This window comes from Leuconostoc palmae (assembly GCF_019656075.1).
GTDB lineage: Bacteria > Bacillota > Bacilli > Lactobacillales > Lactobacillaceae > Leuconostoc > Leuconostoc palmae.
Genome location: NZ_BPKZ01000015.1, coordinates 1 through 17,665, shown reverse-complemented (window position 1 = coordinate 17,665; position 17,665 = coordinate 1). Strand labels below are relative to the sequence as shown.

The window sequence follows — 17,665 nt, the reverse complement described above, 5'->3', positions numbered from 1 at the left end:
GGGTCACAGGTTCGAGTCCTGTCAGGCCCATAAGGGAAGCAAGTTCAGTAGAGCTTGCTTTTTTCTTGCCTTTTTTTTATGAAAATAGTAATGTAAATTTATGAAAGTTCTTACAAATAGTGGTAACATTTTGCAAAGTATAGTTGCTACGCTGTCAATTTATTTAAGAATTATAGGATATTATCAAATTTCTTTGCGAAGCTTGTGAAAAAGTGGTATCCTAAAAATAACTGATCCAGTTTACAAACTTTTCATGCAAGCTTGCAGTGTAAAAATGAATGGAGTTTTCTGAAAAATGGACAGCGTCAAGACTGTTCTTCTACAATCTCCTTCCCCGACATAGTAAAACATATTACAGGGTTTTTTTGTGGGTTTGAAGGATAGGTTAATGGAAGAAAAATTATTTAATAAAGGCTTTATTACAATTACGCTAATCAATTTTATTGTTTATTTAGTTTATTACCTTATGATGGTTATTATTGCGGTCATGGCAACTGACCAATTGCACGCCTCTTTTGGGCAAGCTGGATTAGCTTCAGGAATTTATATTATAGGTACTTTAATTGCTAGACTTATTATGGGTAAGGAGTTAGAAATTATTGGTCGTAAACGCGTTGCTAGATGGGGAGCAGTGATTTATTTAATTACGACTGCTGCGTATTTAACAGTTCCCACCATTGGCTTTTTGGACATTGTTCGACTACTTAATGGTTTTGCGTATGGAATGACCTCAACAGCTCTAAACGCTATTGTAACGGAATTTATACCCGAAAAGCGTAAGGGTGAAGGGATTAACTACTACGGCTTAAGTACGAGTTTAGCGGCCGCTATAGGACCGTTTATCGGCTTACTATTATTGAATGCAACTAGTTTTCATTTCATTGTTATTTTGTCAATTGTATTAATTGCTCTATCAATGGTCGCTTTGTTTGCAGTTAAAATTAATAATGTTGTTTTGACACCAGAGCATTTGGCAGAATTAAAATCGTGGAAAGTTTCTAGTTTTATTGAATATAAAGTATTACTGATTACTATTATTGGATTTTTGATGGGACTATCGTACTCAAGTGTGCTAGCATTCTTAGCTTCTTATGCTGAGACGTTGAATTTAGTAGCTATTAGTTCTTTCTTCTTTGTGGTTTATGCGGGTATTGTTACTTTGACAAGACCTATGTCTGGACGTCTTTTTGATCGTTATGGTGAGAACATGGTGATGTATCCTAGTTATATTTTCCTCACACTTGGGTTAATTGTACTTGGATTTACAACTAATGGTGTTATGCTATTAGTTTCCGGCGCTTTCATTGGATTAGGATATGGTACATTCATGTCTAATGGACAAGCAGTTTCACTAAAATTAGTAACTAGCCATCGTGTAGGAATTGCTTTATCAACCTACTTTATAGGGCTAGACTTAGGATTAGGTGTCGGACCGTATGTATTCGGTGCGCTACATGCACAACTTCCATTCAGAGATTTGTACTTTGTGGCAGCCGTGATTCCAGTGATTTCAGCAGTACTATATTTGCTGTTTTATAGGTCACCTAAAAAAATAGTTTCTAATGATCAAGAAATTGCATAAATAAAAGGACTGTTTCACGTGAAACAGTCCTTTTATATTGACCAATCATCTAGCGAATTTATTTCATAGGTTGGCTTTTTATCTAATTTGCTAATTTGATCAGGTGTTGAGACACCTGAGTAAACAAGAAGTGTGTCAATATTGTTGTTAATTCCTGCAAGTATATCGGTTTGATAATTATCTCCAACCATAATAACGTCTGCTTTATTAACGTTCATAACTGATAATGCTCCTTCCATAATAGGAGATTCAGGTTTAGCAATTACAGTTGGTTTAGTATGTGTGGATACCTCAAGTGCTGATATTAGTGCACCTGCACCAGGCATCATACCACTTTCAGTAGGCAGATTTGTATCAGTATTAGTGGCAATAAATTTAGCACCAGACTGAATAGCAAGTGTAGCAGTAGCTAATTTATCGTAGGTTATTTGACGGTCTAAACCGACAACAACGGCATCTACATGACTGTTATTTTCGATTTGGAAACCGGATGCTAACAATGCGTTTTTTAGTCCTACTTCACCAATCATATAAATCTTAGAATTAACGGGGAGTATTGTGCTAAGATAATCAGCTGTAGCCATAGCACTCGTATACACTTGATTAGCATTGGTTTGAATATCATGGTTGTTTGTAAGGTTTTCTGCAACTTCATCTGGTGTCTTAGTTGAATTATTAGTGACAAATAAATACGGGATATTTGCTTTTTGTAAACGTTGAATAAAACGTTTTCCTGAAGGATATTTAATTTTACCTTGATAAATAGTGCCATCGAGGTCGATAAAGTATGTGTTATATTTTTTCATGATTTAATCTCCATTTAATTTCTAACCGTTATATTATATACATCAACAAATGTTGATATCAAACAACGAATCAACGGACTCTCTCCAATCTCAATCTCCCTAAAAATAAACTCTCCTATAAATATTTATAAAATGTCCGCCCGCAAAAATTTGCGGGTTTTCGTTTATATTGAGATAGTTTTGCAGTAAGAAACACTTACTGATAAAATAATTTAAGAGTCAAATAAAAATGTTAGGAAAAAAATTATGGTCAAGAAGTATCGGACGCCACCATTCTTAACAGCATCAGCCATTGTTTCTTTAATTGTTGCAATTAGCGCAGCAAATTTAGCAGTTAATGTTGCAACAGGAACAAGTGAAGGTGGGCAAGTAGCACCAAAACAAAGTACAAATATTAGCGTGCCAAATTCAGGTTCTATGGATAGCTCAAGTACGTCTGAAAAAGAGTCAGAAGTAACTAATAGCAATAATGAATCTTCTCAAAAAAGTAGCGAAAATATACCGTCGAGTTCGAGTAGCCAGGCTACTGAAAATAATGGTGTTTCATCATCATCTAGTAGTACCAATAGTAGTTTATCTAGTAGTACCAATAGTAGTTTACCAGAAAAAAACCAGCCTAAATCTAACAGTTCCCAAAGTGCAGTAACTCCATCGACAAAAAATAACGCTGATAAGGTAACAGGAGGGAATGAATAGTGTTTACAATACTAGATTTAATTAATCACTATTTAGGTTATTTTACGACTAATTCCCGTACAAAAGGTCGTATATATACTGTTGTTAGTGCAATTGGCATATGGTACTTACTCTATTTGGCTTATCGTTTTTTTGAAAATGGTCGTTGGCTAAGAGGAAGCTTGATTGCTGCTGTGTTTATCTTATTGTTATATTTCGTTGTATTAAACATCATTTATTATTTCACCAATCGATCTGTAAAATGGGATGTTTCGCCACATATTGAAAAAATATTAGGTGGGCCACATATTGAAGAGGAAACGAAACAAGCTACAATTATTCCGATGAACGGACTATATGAGCGTCAAAATATTATGACAGGTGTTGTTGAAATCAATAATGAACAGCAGCATAATATAGATCAATTGGCTCACGTTTTGTCAGAACTTGGTTTTATAAAAAATAATTTTGGACATCTGAGTGAAGAAGCACAGCGTCAGATTATTGCTCAGCATGGTGTTGTATTTGCTAGCCATCCAGGGACGTTGTTACCATATTTTGATATGGTAACTACTAATACTGGTACTAAAATTATTGGTGGTGTGAATCAGTTGCAAGCATACGATATTGGCAATCTTATCGTGGTGGGTATGACCCCCACAGAACAAGCCTTATCACACTATAGATTGGCTTTGTCATCGGTAGTCTTAATAGGTGGTGTAGGACGTGTGGCAACGAGACGATCTCTGGATTCAATTGAGCAACCGTATCATTTAAGCGTTGAAGTTGCGTATGAAAAAAAGAATTGAAACTAATTCAATTCTTTTTTCATATTAATATGCATGATTCCAGCTTCTAGAAACGATGAACCATAAGGCGTAAAATCTAATTGTCGGTAAAAATTTTCGGCTTGAAGCTGTGCGCCTAAACGTAAAGTATGTATATGATAAGTAGGAGACAATTCCTCAATATAGCGCATCATCTGACGACCTAAGCTACGATGACGCATTTCAGGTAATGTGGCGACGCGTTGTATATGCCAAACACCGGATTCTTCTTCTATCACTCTGGCAGTTGTAGCAGGTTTATTATTGATGTAAGCGACTAAATATTGAAATTGCATTGCGTTCCCTAAGTCATCTAATTCTTCACTTAAAGGGACACCTTGTTCTTCTACAAAAACGGTTTTGCGAATATATAAGGCGTCGTCATGGACACTACCTGACCCAGTTTGATGTTTAATTAATATTGTCATGCTGTTATTGTAACAAGATTTAATACGGTTTGTATGGCTTATTGGTATAATAGGATTTATGAAAAAACGAGTAAAAAATTGGTTAAAACATATATGGCAAGAAGTAATATTGCCACATAATTGGTTACGTCAACTAAATACTAGAGCTGGCTTTTTTTCTTGGATTGTATTGTTTTTAGTTCTGAAAACAGTTTTAGCTTATGGTGCGGACTTTGAATGGCTACATGTACAAGATCCCATTCAAGTTTTGCTGCTATTTGTTAATCCAATTGGTTTTACAATGATATTACTGAGTAGTACATTACTTATTAAACCAAAACAAATATATTATGGTGCGTTATTGATATTAGATACTGTACTATCATTGCTTTTGTATCTAAATGTAATATATTTTCGAGAATTCTCAGACTTTTTATCTATTAACACAATTTTAGGATATAATACGGTTAATCAAGGTGGTAAAGCTGCGGGTGCAATCGCTTTTGGTGTTCACGATATCTTTTTTTGGATAGACATCGTTGCCATGATTGCTTTAATTATTACTCGAAAAATTAAATTTGATCCACGACCATTAGCACGTTTTCAACCTTTTAAAATATTTACAATCGGCTTCTTTATACTAACTGTAAATCTACTAGTAGCTGATATTGATAGACCACAGTTATTGACAAGACAGTTTGACAGAGAATATATGGTTAAATATCTTGGTTTGGGACCTTTTACGATATATGATGCTTTCAATACTTATCAAACTGGTCAAGTACGCAAGAGCGCAACGCCAGAAGAATTCACAAAAGTTAAAAACTACGTGTCGGAGCACTACGCAGCGATTAATCCTCAGTTTTATGGTAAAGCAAAGGGTAAAAATGTTATTGTTATACATTTGGAAAGCTTCCAACAGATGTCTATTGACGCCAAAATTAATGGGCAGGAAGTGACACCATTTTTAAATAGTCTTTATCATAACCAAAGCACAATTGCCTTTGATAATTTTTTTAATCAGGTTGGGCAAGGGAAAACATCAGATGCCGAAAATATGTTGGAAACGTCAACATTTGGTTTGCCACAAGGATCATTATTTTCTAAGTTAGGTAATGATCAAACGTTTCAAGCAATGCCTGCTATACTCAATCAACATGGGGATTATTCTAGTGCTGTTTTCCATGGCAATACTGGAACTTTTTGGAACAGAAACAATGTTTATAAGCACATGGGTTATCAAAATTGGATATCAGGGGATTACTTTGATGTTACTGGGCAAAAAGCAACTACGTGGGGCTTGAAAGATAAATTATTATTTAAAGATTCTGTCCCTTATCTAGAAAATCTACAGCAGCCATTTTATGCTAAGTATTTAACTGTAACGAATCACACACCTTATACACTAGATAGAGATGATCGAGACCCCAATTTTGCAACAACCAATAGTGGTTCTAAGATAGTTGATAATTATTTTGTGACAAATCATTACTTAGACCAAGCAGTTAAAGAATTTTTTGATTATCTTAATAAGTCAGGATTAGCCAAGAATACAATGGTTGTTTTATATGGCGATCATTACGGTATTTCTAATACAGATGCTAAGTATCTAGCTCCCATTTTAGGTAAAGACGAATCACAGTGGAATGATCTCGATAATGCTAATTTACAAAGGGTACCTTTCATGATATATATGCCCGGAATGAAAAACGGATATATCAATCATACATATGGTGGTGAAATTGATGTTGCGCCTACTATTGAGCATTTATTGGGTGTAAATAGTAAATCATATATTCAATTCGGACAAGATCTGCTTAGTCAGCAGCATTCACAAATTGTAGCGTTCAGAAACAAAGACTGGATTACACCCGATTATGCCAGCTTATCAGGTAGGTATTGGGAAGTGAAAACAAACACCATGATTGAGAATCCTACAGCAGATCAAGAAAAAATGTTTGATCAAATCCAGTCTGAAGTGACTACTAAATTGAATATGTCTGACAGTTTAAATCAGAAAAATCTACTACGTTTTTACACACCAAAAGGATTCAAACCAGTAGAAGAAAAGGATTTTGATTATAGTAAACGTGCAACAATTGCACGTTTGAAATCTGAAAATAACAAACTTGGCAAGAACTCAAAAAGTTTATTTGGTAAAAATAATAATCAATCGACAATTAGTCAGTATGTGACCGATGCGCCAGAGGCAAAGGATCAACAAACTGACACAACACGTGTTTTACCTAGAAATGCCGATGATTGGAGTCAAAGCGAATAACAATGAGAAACATCATCTACAGTAACGATTAGAGCTACTATACATGGTGTTTTTTGATACAATAAGTGCGACAATACATGGAGGCGCAAAAGATGAAAATTCTAATGGCTCTGGAAAATATCAGTTTGGGTGGCATGAAACGCGCAACAACTGTAGTTGGTAATGCGATGGCCACGAAACATGAGTTACATTATTATAGTTTTTCAAATATTGAACCATTTTATGAGCTTAAGGCACCGTTAATTTATAGTAAAGTTCCTGTTGAATTGAATAGTGATAAAAAACCGTTTGAGCGTTTTGAAAAAGCAATCAAGGCATTTGAAGATGTAGCAAAACAGTTTGATGTTTTGATTTTAGCTGGTGGTTTATTATCTAGTTTTGCTGCCAAATTGAAGTTGCCAAATACTAAAATAATTGGTTGGATGCATAACAATGTAAATACCTATCAGAAACAATACTATGCTGATATGCAAGAAGAATTTAATGCAGGGTTACGAGCATTAGATATGATTGTGGCGCTAACAGAGTCAGATTTAGTTGGTTTTTCACATTACAATAAGACTGTTAAAATTTGGAATCCGTTAACAATTGTGCCAGACGGCAGAGCTGATTTGAATCAGCATACTATTGCCTTTACATCGCGTATTGCTATTGAACATAAAGGCATTGACTTTGCCTTAGCATTAGCTTCTAAATTACCCGATAATTGGCAATTAGCGATTGCCGGAAATGGTACTGCATCAGAGATGAAACGTTTTGAGTCACTGATTATTCAGAATAATGTTTCAGATAAAATTATTTATCGTGGGGCATTGAAAGATGATGATTTGCGTAAACATTATAGAGCAGCGAGCTTATTTTTACAAACATCAAGGTGGGAAGGACTACCCCTGGTGTTAGCTGAAGCAATGAGTTTTGGTTTGCCAATTGCAGCGATGCGCAATACGGGATCAGCTGAAGTACTTGACGAAGGAAATTATGGTATTTTAACTCCTGCGCAAGATGTTGATGCTTTGTATGAGGCTGTTGAGCCATTATTGAAAGATATTACGCTGAGACAAGAATATGCTATCAGGAGTTTACAACGTGTTGAAGAGTTCAAAATGGCACCAATTCTGACACGTTAGGACGATATCCTAGAATAAAGCTTTGCAAACTAAGTTGACAAGAATATAATATGTTAGAGGCTTATAAAATGAATTCTAAAGTATCCCCGATAAAATTAAAAAAATTAAAAAAGGCGTCTTTTGATAACTTACAATTTCGTATTGGCGAATTGGCACGTATGACCGAGGTGTCAACCCGACAGTTACGTTACTGGGAAAAACAAGGGTACGTTACATCAATCGAACGAGATGGTGATAAAGACTCTAGAGTCTATGGCTTTCGTGCATATGTTAAAGTAACGATGATCAAACAATTTTTGGATGAAGGTCAAGCACTACACGATGCGGTTTCTGCAGCAGAAGAACAAATTGAAGGTGTAACAATCGTTCAAAAAATTATGAAAAAGGCATTTCAAGGGTTGGACATATATGATGACCATAATGTTGTCAATCTTGGCTTTTTTGATGAAGCAGAAACACAATTACTTTATGTCAGTATGGAAAATAATAAAGTAAGATATCATGTAGTCGACATTGAATCAGAATCAGCAAAACATTTTCAAGCGGACTGATTATGACAACGTGGACTTATAAAATAACGATTGCTGATAAAAGAGTTGGGCAGACAGTGAAAGAAATTTTAATCGATTGGCTAGTGCCGCAGAGAATTCGTGGCGCATTACGGATAAAAAGAGCTATTCGGATTAATGATTGTGTAGTGTCGACTAATTATCGCGTTAACTTATTAGATGAATTGACTCTTATACTGGAAGAAGATGATTTTCGAACGGGTATATCTAGCTACCAGCCTAATACTGCAAAAGATATGTCAGTTATTTATGAAACAGATGATTTAGTGATAGTTGATAAGCCAGCAGGTATGAAAATGCACCCACATTCTCCTAATGAAAATGATACGTTGCTGAACTATTTAGCTGGATATTTTGTACAACATCATACTAAAAGTGCCGGATCAGATGCGAAACCTTACATGGTGCATCGTATTGATAGAGAAACATCTGGTGCGGTGATTGTTGCCAAGAATCCATTAGTTGTGCCTATCTTAAATCAAATGTTAAAACAAAAAGCTATTAAACGTACTTATTTGACTTGGGTTACTGGTACAATGAAAAGGAGTAGTGGTTATATTACTAAACCAATAGGCATTGATCCAAAAAATCCCTATTGTCGTTGTGTTGAGGGCCTAAATGCTCAAAGTGCAAAAACATATTGGCAAACAACAACTAATAGCAATACAGTATCACAGAACTCACTATTGCGTGTTCAGTTGGATACTGGCAGAATGCATCAAATTAGAGTACATTTGGCCAGTATTGGGCACCCAATTGTCGGGGATACTTTGTACAATAATATTAGGACTGATAATAGAATGATGTTACATTCAGAATCCGTGAAAATATCACTTCCTTTTGATGGACCAACGAAGATAATTACCGGTGCAATACCTACGGATTTTCCAAAACTTAATAACAGCAAATAAAAAACACTGTTTTTGAAAACAGTGTTTTTTATTTGCTGTTATTAAGCAGCGTCCTTCACCTCTTGGTTAAAGAACATTGCAGCAAATGCTGCCAGAACACCACCAAGTAGGTCAGCTACAATATAGACCCATACATGACCCAAAGCAGATCCTTGTACGAACAAAGCAGGGGCTAGTGCACGTGCAGGGTTGAAGGCACCACCAGTGATTGGCAAAGCGACAATAATCAAAATTGCAAAGAAAAGACCAATTACAATAGGTGCTGGGACATTTGACAACTTAGTAACAATTGAAATGACCAAAACAAACAAGAAAGTCAAAACTAGTTCAAAGATGAAAGCTGAAAGTGTTTCACCATCTGAAAAATTTGTTTGACCTAAACCAGCTAAGTTGACAAATTGGTTCATTGTCATTTTTTGTCCTGACAATGCTTGTGTCACTGTTGGTGACTTTAAGTAAGCAGCAACACCACCAAAAACAGCTAGTGAAGCAATAATGGCACCAATAAGTTGAGCAATAACATAACCAACAAAGTCAATCCATGACAGACGCTTTTGAATTGCCATTGATAATGAAACTGCCGGGTTAAAGTGACCACCTGAAATATGACCAAAGGCATAAATACCAACTAATAGAGCTAGACCAAACGCCAAACCAACAGTTAATGGTGAAGGAGTTGTGGCAGCTGAATAGACGACACTACCAGTTCCCAAAAAGACGAGTAAAAATGTTCCTAGAAATTCTGCGATATATTTACGCATGAAATATTCTCCTTAAATGTAGTATAAAATTTTACCTTTACCAATAGTTACTATTATACACTTTTAGATTAACTCACGTTTAAAAAATGAAACAGTTATGGTCATTGATAAAATATTACAGTTATCTTTTTTAATAAAGCATGTTAAAATTTAATGGATGAAAACGCTTACAGGTTTTTAATTGGTAGAAAGGTTATATAATCTGTGCGTGGAAAACTGAAGTTATAATTTGGATTGGAGAATTTATTATGATGTCATTTGTCGTTTTGGCAATAGGAATACTGTTTTTATTGCTACTCATCATTAGATTTAAAATTAACACGTTTATTGCTTTAATTTTCACAGCATCTCTGGTTGGTGTCGGATTGGGGATGAAGCTAGAACAAATTCCAACATCGATTCAAAATGGTATTGGGTCTTCTTTAGGTGAGTTAGCGATCGTTTTTGGTTTTGGTGCGATTCTTGGTAGATTAGTTGCTGATGCGGGAGGAGCTTATCGTATTGCGCATACGTTAATTGAAAAGTTTGGTAAGAAACGTGTGCAATTAGCAATCATGGTTGCAGCCTTTATTATAGGTATCGCACTATTTTTTGAGGTTGGGATGGTACTATTGATTCCGATTGTCTTTGCTATTGCATTAGAAGCGTCGGTGCCACTACTGTATCTTGGTATTCCAATGGCTGCTGCGTTGTCTGTTACACATGGCTTCTTACCACCACACCCAGCACCGACTGCTATATCGGGTGCCTTGGGTGCTAATCCTGGAACAGTGTTAGTCTATGGGTTAATTATTGCCATACCAGCAGCTATTATTGCTGGACCAATGTTTACCGTATTGGCTAGAAAATTTGCACCAGATGCTTTTGTCATCAAGCATGAATTGACAGCCTTTGGTGAGCAGAAACAATTTACTTTATCAGAAACCTCAAGTTTTGGTATTTCAGTATTGACATCGCTATTTCCAGTATTAATGATGGGAATTACCACGATTTATACAATTATTTTCAATGATGGGCAACCTTTTAAAAAGCCTACTGGTATAGATGCTTTTATTACTATGATTGGCAATCCTGTTGCGGCAATGATTATTTCCTTAGTCTTTGCTATGTGGGCTATGGGTTGGCATCAAGGACGTAACACAAAAGATATGATGGTGACTGTAGAAGAAGCAATTAAATCAATTGCTATGTTACTACTTATTATTGGTGGTGGGGCAGCTTTCAAACAAATTTTGATTGACGGTGGTATTTCGGGTCAAATTTCAGCCTTATTTATCCATTCAGCGATTTCACCATTGTTGCTTGCTTGGATAATAACAGTTGTCTTACGTGTTGCGCTTGGTTCTGCTACTGTTGCCGCATTAACAGCAGCAGGATTAGTACAGCCATTAATGGTTGCTTCTAATGTTAATCCTGCGTTAATGGTCTTAGTTATTGGGGCAGGATCATTAGCTGCCTCTCACGTCAATGATGCAGGATTTTGGATGTTTAAAGAATATTTTGATTTAGATGTTAAGCAGACTTTATTGATTTGGACAGTCTTGGAGACAATTATTGCTGTTGTTGGTCTTGTAATGGTGCTAATAATGAGCTTGTTTGTTTAGAGATGTAAAAAGGGGTACAGCGATGTACTCTTTTTTATTTTGTTTTGAGTTGTGAGTGCTATAATAAAAACGAATAAGGGAAAAGGAATGATTAGGATGGACGAATACCACACACTCAATTGTCTAGTTGATCATAGTGAAAAAAGTCTTGTAGAAGGTATTTTATTAAAAGAGTTAGATAACACATTGAAACACACTATTCAACGCGATTTTCCTGAGGCTGTGGCAGAATATTTTATTTGTTTTGAGCATTTATTGACGTATCGTTTATCGTTTATCTGAAATTGATAATATGATGGCTAAAAATACTCGATCGCGACAACATATCAAACATAAGCTATCACATATTTTGTCGAATAAAAGTTTTAAAGTCATTAATGTTAAGAAATATCAAAAAGAATCCTATACGTTTGGACAACGTATTGCCGATAAGGTAGCACGATTTGGTGGGAGCTGGCGTTTCATCATCATATCTGTTGTCACTATGATGATTTGGATTGTTTTGAATGGTCTCCATCTATTTCACATTAATTTTGATCCATATCCATTTATTTTACTTAACCTTTTCTTAAGTATGACCGCGGCACTGCAAGCACCATTAATTATGATGAGTCAGAATAGATCATCAGACTATGATAGACTGCATGCTGACAACGATTTTCATGTCAATTTAAAAACTGAAGAAGAGATGCGATTGTTACATGCTAAAATAGATCGCTTAATACAAAAAGATAATCCTGATTTACTTGCAGTACAAAAATTGCAGACTAAAATGTTAGGGGAGTTACAGCAACAACTGATCATATTAGATAAAAAAACAATCAAAAATAAAAGCTAGACTTTGTGTCTAGCTTTTATTTTTGATTGTCAGAGCATTTAGCGCAACGATGATTGTTGATAGAGACATAACTACAGCTCCAATCATGGGATTTAGCACGAACCCATATGTGAATAGAATACCAGCGGCTAATGGTATTGCAAAAATATTATATCCTGCTCCCCATAAAAGATTTTCTTTTTGTTTGATATTTGCTTGCTGTATTAACGATAAGAAAGCGATTATTTTCAATAAGTTATTTGTAATGAGGATAGTATCAGCAGATGCTTGTGCTACTTTGGTTCCTGTACCAATAGCAATTGATAAATCAGCCTGAGCCAATGCAGGTGCATCATTTATACCGTCACCAATCATTATTACCGGTCCATGTGTCTGATAGAATTGTACTAATTCAATTTTATTTTGTGGTGATACTTCAGCATGAACTTTTTGTATGCCTAACTGATTAGCAACTTTGGTAGCCACCCTTTTATTGTCACCTGTAACCATAATAGGAATGATGTCATGACTTTTTAAGTCACTGATAAATTCAATTGCACTAGGCTTGAGTTGATCACCTTGCGTGATAGCTGCTAAAACCATATTTTGAGATATCAGGTAAGAATTTGTTCCCTCTGAGTTGAGTGGCTCGAAATTGATATCATGATCGATTAAGTAGCGTTCAGAAACTAGAGCGTAAGGTAATTGATTAATGACACCAGATACACCATAACCCGGTAAATTTGTAAAAGAATGAGTTGTTAATTGAGCGGCATTGTTTTCATTGGCATAGGCAATAATTGATTCTGCTAAAGGATGGGTCGATTGTCTATTTAAGCTAGCCATTAAACTTAGATTTTCTTCGTCACTACCAATAAAAGAAATAAAATTAATCACATTAAATTTTCCTGTAGTTAGTGTTCCTGTCTTATCCATTAATGCAAACTTTAAGTGTGGACTAACACCAATCACCTGACGATTATTAATTAAAATACCTTGAGCTGCACCAATTGACTTTGTGCGTTGAATGACTAAAGGAACAGCTAATCCTAATGCATGAGGGCATGCAATTACCAAAACGGTTATGGCTATGTTAAGCGCAAAGGCAAATCCGTGTAATGGAGTCCATATAGCTAGTGAAATAATGGCGGTAATGAAAGCAAACCAGAATAAATATGATGCAACCCGATTGGCTAGAGTTTCAACCCGTGATTTAACATCTTGTGAGTGGTTAAGTGAGGTTTGTAGTTGACCAATAAAAGCCTGTTCGCCAGTATCAGTGACCTGAATCGTTAATGTACTGCCGCCGTTGATCGTGCCACTAACTACTCGACAGGATTCATATTTTTCTACCAGTTGGCTTTCACCAGTGACTAAGGACTCGTCAACTTGACTGCGTCCACCAACAACAATCCCATCAGCTGGGAATGCTTCACCTACTAAAACTTGAATAGTCATCCCTACTTTTAATTCGGTTATTGACATATCCATCACATGATGACCATGTTGAACATGTACGATATTTGGTAAAAGTGATTGTAGTGCGGCTGTAGCATTACCAGCTTGCATCGTAGCAGACATTTCAATACGATGACCAAGGAGCATAATCACTGTCAATGTCGCGAATTCCCAGAAAAAATCCACATGGTTGGTGTGCCATATTTGGTTTGTAACGACTGTGTAAATCGAATACCAGAATGTGACCAGTAATCCCATACTGACCAGTGTCATCATAGCGGGTTTTTTGGACTTTAATTCCTGTTTTGCACCAGTGAAGAAAGGTGTTGTGCCAATAGTGTATAAAATGACTGATAATAAAGTAACAATCCATATGCTATAAGGGAACGTTAATGTAAATGGTAAACGCATACCCATGAAAGGGGTCATGATAATAATTGGTATCATTAAACCTAATGACCACCAGAAACGTTTTTTCATGTCCGACATATTCATATGTACCATGCCAGAATTATCAGGCATGTGCATATGATGTTGGCTAAGTGAATGACTAGTATGATCATGATTAATGATTGTCTGGTTTGACTCATGAATATGATTTTTCATAATGACAAATCCTCCTGATTTTTAGGCATGCAGTTACAAGCGATTGACGTGGATGCAGTGATTTTTTTGTTTTCTAACATGCTGATTAATTTAGTGATATCTCTTTTGGTCAGGGTTGTCTCATTAATAACATTGACCAGTGCGGGACCAACACATTTAGTACACATCATTTGGACTGTTTGTGATAATGTTTGAGATGTTGCATCATGTTCACTAATAGTGGGTGAATAGAGTCGATCACGAACTGCCCCATTATGTATTAAAAAGCCTTTTTTTTGCAATCGGCTAAGCAATGTCTTAATTGTTGACGGTGTCCACAGCTGCTTTTTTGACATAATATGAATTAGTTGGTGGCTAGTCACCTCGCCTAGTGTCCATACGATACGCATAATTTCCCATTCACTTATTGTCATTGTTGATTCTTTTTTTATCATATCTATAGTTTACATTTGTAGACTTAAAAGTGCAAGAGATAAAAGTGTTAAGAATGGTATGATAAAATAGTGATTAAAGAGGATTTAAAACATGGAAAATTGGCTCATAAAACGAGCAAGAATAACACCTAATCGTGTTGCTGTAGCTTATGGAAAAGAACAATTGACGTTTGCTGAAGTAGCAAGTGCAGCGCAAGATATGGCGGGGAAAATTGACCAGATACAGGATGGCAACCAACGTGTTGCGTTAATCATGACTAATTCGATGACTGGTTACCTAATCATTATGGCATTGCAACAACTTGGCAAAACAATTGTGTTTATTAACCGTAGACTAGCACCAGAAGAGATAAATTATCAGTTAAAAGATTCCGGAGTCACTCTGGTATTAACAGATGATGATTACCATGACGAGTTACTAATTAAGCAGCAAGTTAAATTTTCTGAATTACCCGAAAATACCGTTAATATCAAATCAGTAACAGCGTTTTCTGACTCATTTGTCACAAGTATTATGTACACTTCTGGTACCACCAGTCGGCCTAAAGGTGTTATGCAAACCTATCAAAATCATTTTTATTCTGCTATGGGGAGTGCTATTAATCTAGGAATAACCAGTCAAGATAGTTGGCTTGCAGCAGTACCTATTTTTCATATCAGTGGGTTTTCTATTGTCATGCGGGGGTTAATCTATGGTATGCGGGTTGTGTTGGTTAACAAGTTTGATCCCAAAAAGATTAACGCAATGCTGATACATGAAACAATTACGGCAATGTCAGTTGTCCCCGTCATGTTAAAACAACTTCTGGCAGAATTACCAGAAGGTACAGACTATAACTCATCTTTTCGTGCTATGTTATTGGGAGGTGGGCCTACTGATCAAGAGACCTTGGTAAAGGTTAAACAGCATCATCTACCAGTTATTCAATCATACGGAATGACGGAGACTGCATCACAAATTGTGGCGTTAGCGCCATCAGATATTGAAACAAAACTTGATTCAGTTGGTAAACCATTATTTCCGGTTTCAGTGGCAATTAGAGATAGGCAGGGGCAGCCAGCAAAATTCGGAAATATTTGGATACAAACACCAACGTTAACAGTTGGCTATTTAAATCAACCAGATAAACTAGCTAATAATATGATGAATGGTTGGTTTAACACAGAAGACTTTGGTTTTTTTGACGATGAAGGATTTTTGTATATTCAGGGTCGAGAAGGCGATATGATTAGTTCGGGTGGTGAAAATATTTTTCCAGATGAGATCGAATCAGTATACAGCAACATGCCGGGGTTAAATGATATAGTTGTTATTGGTATTAAAGATGAGACGTGGGGACAGATCCCAGTAGCAGTTGTTACTGGAAACTCATTGACCAGTGAGGCACTAATTAATTTTGGGAAAAGTAAATTAGCACATTACAAGGTACCTAAGCATTTTTATGAAGCCAGAACATGGCATCGTACAGCAAGTGGCAAGCTTCAGAGGCGACAGTTTGCTAACGAATTATCAGAACTAACCGAATTAAATTAATTGAGGGAGTAAAAAGTGTCAGCGTAAATTAGATTGGCACGAAAAAATTATGACACAATCACCTAAGAATACGGATGTTCAAGCGCTATTTAATAAAATTGCACCTGAATATGACAAAATGAATAATATTATTTCTTTTGGCACGCACAAACTTTGGCGACAAAAAGTCATGTCCAAAATGACTTTTCCAACAGGTGCAAATATTATTGACTTGGCGACAGGGACAGCTGATTGGGCACTTGCTTTGGCTGAAAAAAGTGATCAAACTTCTAAAATCACCGGATTAGATTTTAGTGAAGAAATGTTAACAGTAGGTCAAAAAAAAGTTGACGTTAGTGACTTTGCTGATAAAATTAAGTTAGTACAAGGGGATGCCATGGCGTTGCCTTTTGAAGACGCGACTTTTGACATTGTGACGATTGGCTTTGGACTACGAAATTTGCCTGATCCAATTAAAGGTTTAACTGAAATGTATCGCGTATTAAAACCAGGGGGACAATTAGTTATTTTGGAGACATCACAACCTGATAATCCTCTTGTAAAACCTTTCTGGCAACTTTATTTTGGTAAGGTTATGCCGACTTTTGGTAGAATTTTTGCGAAAGGTAAATATCAAGAGTACAAGTATTTAGATGAAACAACAGAGCAGTTCATGGACTATATGACACTTGGTCAAGCGTTACTTAAAGTTGGGTTCGCGAAAGTGACTATTTCTCGTTTTAATTTAGGTGCAGCAGCTGCGCATTATGCTAGTAAATAATTTAAACAGTTAATCTGCGATATTCGCAAGTAGTAATAGTTACATTAAAAAGGCTTCTATACTGAATAGTATAGAAGCCTTTTTTACTGCTCCACCTGGATTCGAACCAGGGACCTGCGCATTAACAGTGCGTTATTCTACCACTGAACTATGGAGCAATTAGTTGATTAATCAACTATTTAAGTATATCAACATTAAATTTAGATGTCAATGCTCTCATTTAGATAAATAAATTTTTATTTTTTCTAAAGTATCTAACAATTGGCTAGTGGGGATAGTTAGTGGAGGCAGTAACCTAAGTGTATTTTTTCCAGCAGATAGGACAATGATATGTTCATCTAGTAAAAGATTTGACACAACATCATTTACAGGTTTTGTTAAAGTCAAACCAGCCATTATACCTAAACCTCTAATATCTTCAACAGCGGGATAAGAATGTTTCAAGCCATAATTTTGGCATTTAATATTAAACTCAGCACTCGTGTATTGTGACCCCATATCTGAAT

The 17,665-nt window shown here is 35.9% G+C and carries 16 protein-coding genes, 1 tRNA gene and 1 pseudogene; 11 read left to right on the top strand and 7 right to left on the bottom strand.

The window, feature by feature from the left end; all coding sequences use genetic code 11:
- Positions 1–388 precede the first annotated feature (388 nt).
- The gene (locus K5Q12_RS06810; protein WP_220743026.1) at positions 389–1,582 is read left to right on the top strand and encodes an MFS transporter; all 1,194 of its coding nucleotides are present in this window, start codon (positions 389–391) and stop codon (positions 1,580–1,582) included.
- A gap of 32 nt (positions 1,583–1,614) precedes the next feature.
- Here the strand turns inward: K5Q12_RS06810 and nucF are convergent, their stop codons facing one another.
- Entirely contained in the window at positions 1,615–2,388 is a 774-nt protein-coding gene (nucF, locus tag K5Q12_RS06805) for a 5' nucleotidase NucF (RefSeq protein WP_220743024.1), read from the bottom strand.
- A gap of 246 nt (positions 2,389–2,634) precedes the next feature.
- Here nucF and K5Q12_RS06800 point away from each other — a divergent pair, with 246 nt between their 5' ends.
- Entirely contained in the window at positions 2,635–3,084 is a 450-nt protein-coding gene (locus K5Q12_RS06800) for a hypothetical protein (protein ID WP_220743022.1), read from the top strand.
- Positions 3,084–3,872, top strand: a complete 789-nt coding sequence (locus K5Q12_RS06795; RefSeq protein WP_220743020.1) for a DUF6681 family protein — start codon at positions 3,084–3,086, stop codon at positions 3,870–3,872. Before K5Q12_RS06800 ends, K5Q12_RS06795 begins: the two co-directional genes overlap by 1 nt.
- A 2-nt stretch (positions 3,873–3,874) precedes the next feature.
- Here the strand turns inward: K5Q12_RS06795 and K5Q12_RS06790 are convergent, their stop codons facing one another.
- On the bottom strand, positions 3,875–4,318 hold the full coding sequence (locus K5Q12_RS06790) for a GNAT family N-acetyltransferase (protein ID WP_220743018.1): 444 nt from the start codon (positions 4,316–4,318) through the stop codon (positions 3,875–3,877).
- A 58-nt stretch (positions 4,319–4,376) separates the two neighbouring features.
- Here K5Q12_RS06790 and K5Q12_RS06785 point away from each other — a divergent pair, with 58 nt between their 5' ends.
- From K5Q12_RS06785 to K5Q12_RS06770, 4 genes are all read left to right on the top strand, one after another.
- Positions 4,377–6,578, top strand: coding sequence for an LTA synthase family protein (locus K5Q12_RS06785; RefSeq protein WP_220743016.1), 2,202 nt, complete (start codon positions 4,377–4,379; stop codon positions 6,576–6,578).
- Between the two features lie 92 nt (positions 6,579–6,670).
- Positions 6,671–7,705 (top strand): glycosyltransferase, encoded by a 1,035-nt coding sequence (locus tag K5Q12_RS06780; protein WP_220743014.1) that lies wholly within the window; start codon positions 6,671–6,673, stop codon positions 7,703–7,705.
- 68 nt (positions 7,706–7,773) lie between these two features.
- Positions 7,774–8,256, top strand: coding sequence for a MerR family transcriptional regulator (locus K5Q12_RS06775; protein ID WP_220743012.1), 483 nt, complete (start codon positions 7,774–7,776; stop codon positions 8,254–8,256).
- A gap of 2 nt (positions 8,257–8,258) precedes the next feature.
- Positions 8,259–9,185, top strand: coding sequence for an RluA family pseudouridine synthase (locus tag K5Q12_RS06770; RefSeq protein WP_220743010.1), 927 nt, complete (start codon positions 8,259–8,261; stop codon positions 9,183–9,185).
- Between the two features lie 41 nt (positions 9,186–9,226).
- Here the strand turns inward: K5Q12_RS06770 and K5Q12_RS06765 are convergent, their stop codons facing one another.
- Positions 9,227–9,946: an MIP/aquaporin family protein gene (locus tag K5Q12_RS06765; RefSeq protein WP_220743009.1), complete on the bottom strand. Its 720-nt coding sequence runs from the start codon at positions 9,944–9,946 to the stop codon at positions 9,227–9,229.
- Between the two features lie 248 nt (positions 9,947–10,194).
- On the opposite strand from K5Q12_RS06765, the gene K5Q12_RS06760 reads away from it, so the two are divergent.
- Together K5Q12_RS06760 and K5Q12_RS06755 are read left to right on the top strand one after the other, a co-directional pair.
- Positions 10,195–11,550 carry a gluconate:H+ symporter gene (locus K5Q12_RS06760; RefSeq protein WP_281418957.1) on the top strand — a complete coding sequence of 452 codons (1,356 nt, stop codon included), beginning with the start codon at positions 10,195–10,197 and terminating at the stop codon, positions 11,548–11,550.
- Between the two features lie 96 nt (positions 11,551–11,646).
- Positions 11,647–12,388: pseudogene (locus K5Q12_RS06755) on the top strand (DUF1003 domain-containing protein).
- Between the two features lie 9 nt (positions 12,389–12,397).
- On the opposite strand, the gene K5Q12_RS06750 reads toward K5Q12_RS06755, so the two are convergent.
- Together K5Q12_RS06750 and K5Q12_RS06745 are read right to left on the bottom strand one after the other, a co-directional pair.
- The gene (locus K5Q12_RS06750; protein ID WP_220743007.1) at positions 12,398–14,431 is read right to left on the bottom strand and encodes a copper-translocating P-type ATPase; all 2,034 of its coding nucleotides are present in this window, start codon (positions 14,429–14,431) and stop codon (positions 12,398–12,400) included.
- On the bottom strand, positions 14,428–14,865 hold the full coding sequence (locus K5Q12_RS06745; RefSeq protein WP_220743005.1) for a CopY/TcrY family copper transport repressor: 438 nt from the start codon (positions 14,863–14,865) through the stop codon (positions 14,428–14,430). The genes K5Q12_RS06750 and K5Q12_RS06745 overlap by 4 nt, the downstream gene beginning before the upstream one ends.
- 91 nt (positions 14,866–14,956) lie before the next feature.
- Between K5Q12_RS06745 and K5Q12_RS06740 the strand changes: the two genes are divergently transcribed.
- Complete coding sequence (locus K5Q12_RS06740; RefSeq protein WP_220743002.1) at positions 14,957–16,399, top strand: o-succinylbenzoate--CoA ligase; 1,443 nt, start codon at positions 14,957–14,959, stop codon at positions 16,397–16,399.
- A 49-nt stretch (positions 16,400–16,448) separates the two neighbouring features.
- A complete protein-coding gene (gene ubiE / locus K5Q12_RS06735; protein ID WP_220743000.1) occupies positions 16,449–17,159 on the top strand; it encodes a bifunctional demethylmenaquinone methyltransferase/2-methoxy-6-polyprenyl-1,4-benzoquinol methylase UbiE in 711 nt (236 codons plus the stop codon).
- Positions 17,160–17,245: 86 nt separating this feature from the next.
- Here ubiE and K5Q12_RS06730 read toward each other — a convergent pair.
- Both K5Q12_RS06730 and K5Q12_RS06725 read right to left on the bottom strand, forming a co-directional pair.
- Positions 17,246–17,317 (bottom strand) — tRNA-Asn (locus K5Q12_RS06730).
- A 58-nt stretch (positions 17,318–17,375) separates the two neighbouring features.
- Positions 17,376–17,665 (bottom strand): aminotransferase class III-fold pyridoxal phosphate-dependent enzyme (locus K5Q12_RS06725; protein ID WP_220742998.1); only part of this gene is annotated, 290 nt, incomplete at its 5' end.

Coding starts and splice junctions, on each gene's coding strand:
- K5Q12_RS06770 (WP_220743010.1), top strand. CDS start 8,259: ATGACAACGTGGACTTATAAAATAACGATTGCTGATAAAAGAGTTGGG.
- nucF (WP_220743024.1), bottom strand. CDS start 2,388: ATGAAAAAATATAACACATACTTTATCGACCTCGATGGCACTATTTAT.
- K5Q12_RS06740 (WP_220743002.1), top strand. CDS start 14,957: ATGGAAAATTGGCTCATAAAACGAGCAAGAATAACACCTAATCGTGTT.
- K5Q12_RS06760 (WP_281418957.1), top strand. CDS start 10,195: ATGATGTCATTTGTCGTTTTGGCAATAGGAATACTGTTTTTATTGCTA.
- K5Q12_RS06790 (WP_220743018.1), bottom strand. CDS start 4,318: ATGACAATATTAATTAAACATCAAACTGGGTCAGGTAGTGTCCATGAC.
- K5Q12_RS06750 (WP_220743007.1), bottom strand. CDS start 14,431: ATGAAAAATCATATTCATGAGTCAAACCAGACAATCATTAATCATGAT.
- K5Q12_RS06775 (WP_220743012.1), top strand. CDS start 7,774: ATGAATTCTAAAGTATCCCCGATAAAATTAAAAAAATTAAAAAAGGCG.
- K5Q12_RS06765 (WP_220743009.1), bottom strand. CDS start 9,946: ATGCGTAAATATATCGCAGAATTTCTAGGAACATTTTTACTCGTCTTT.
- K5Q12_RS06780 (WP_220743014.1), top strand. CDS start 6,671: ATGAAAATTCTAATGGCTCTGGAAAATATCAGTTTGGGTGGCATGAAA.
- K5Q12_RS06800 (WP_220743022.1), top strand. CDS start 2,635: ATGGTCAAGAAGTATCGGACGCCACCATTCTTAACAGCATCAGCCATT.
- K5Q12_RS06745 (WP_220743005.1), bottom strand. CDS start 14,865: ATGATAAAAAAAGAATCAACAATGACAATAAGTGAATGGGAAATTATG.
- ubiE (WP_220743000.1), top strand. CDS start 16,449: ATGACACAATCACCTAAGAATACGGATGTTCAAGCGCTATTTAATAAA.
- K5Q12_RS06785 (WP_220743016.1), top strand. CDS start 4,377: ATGAAAAAACGAGTAAAAAATTGGTTAAAACATATATGGCAAGAAGTA.
- K5Q12_RS06810 (WP_220743026.1), top strand. CDS start 389: ATGGAAGAAAAATTATTTAATAAAGGCTTTATTACAATTACGCTAATC.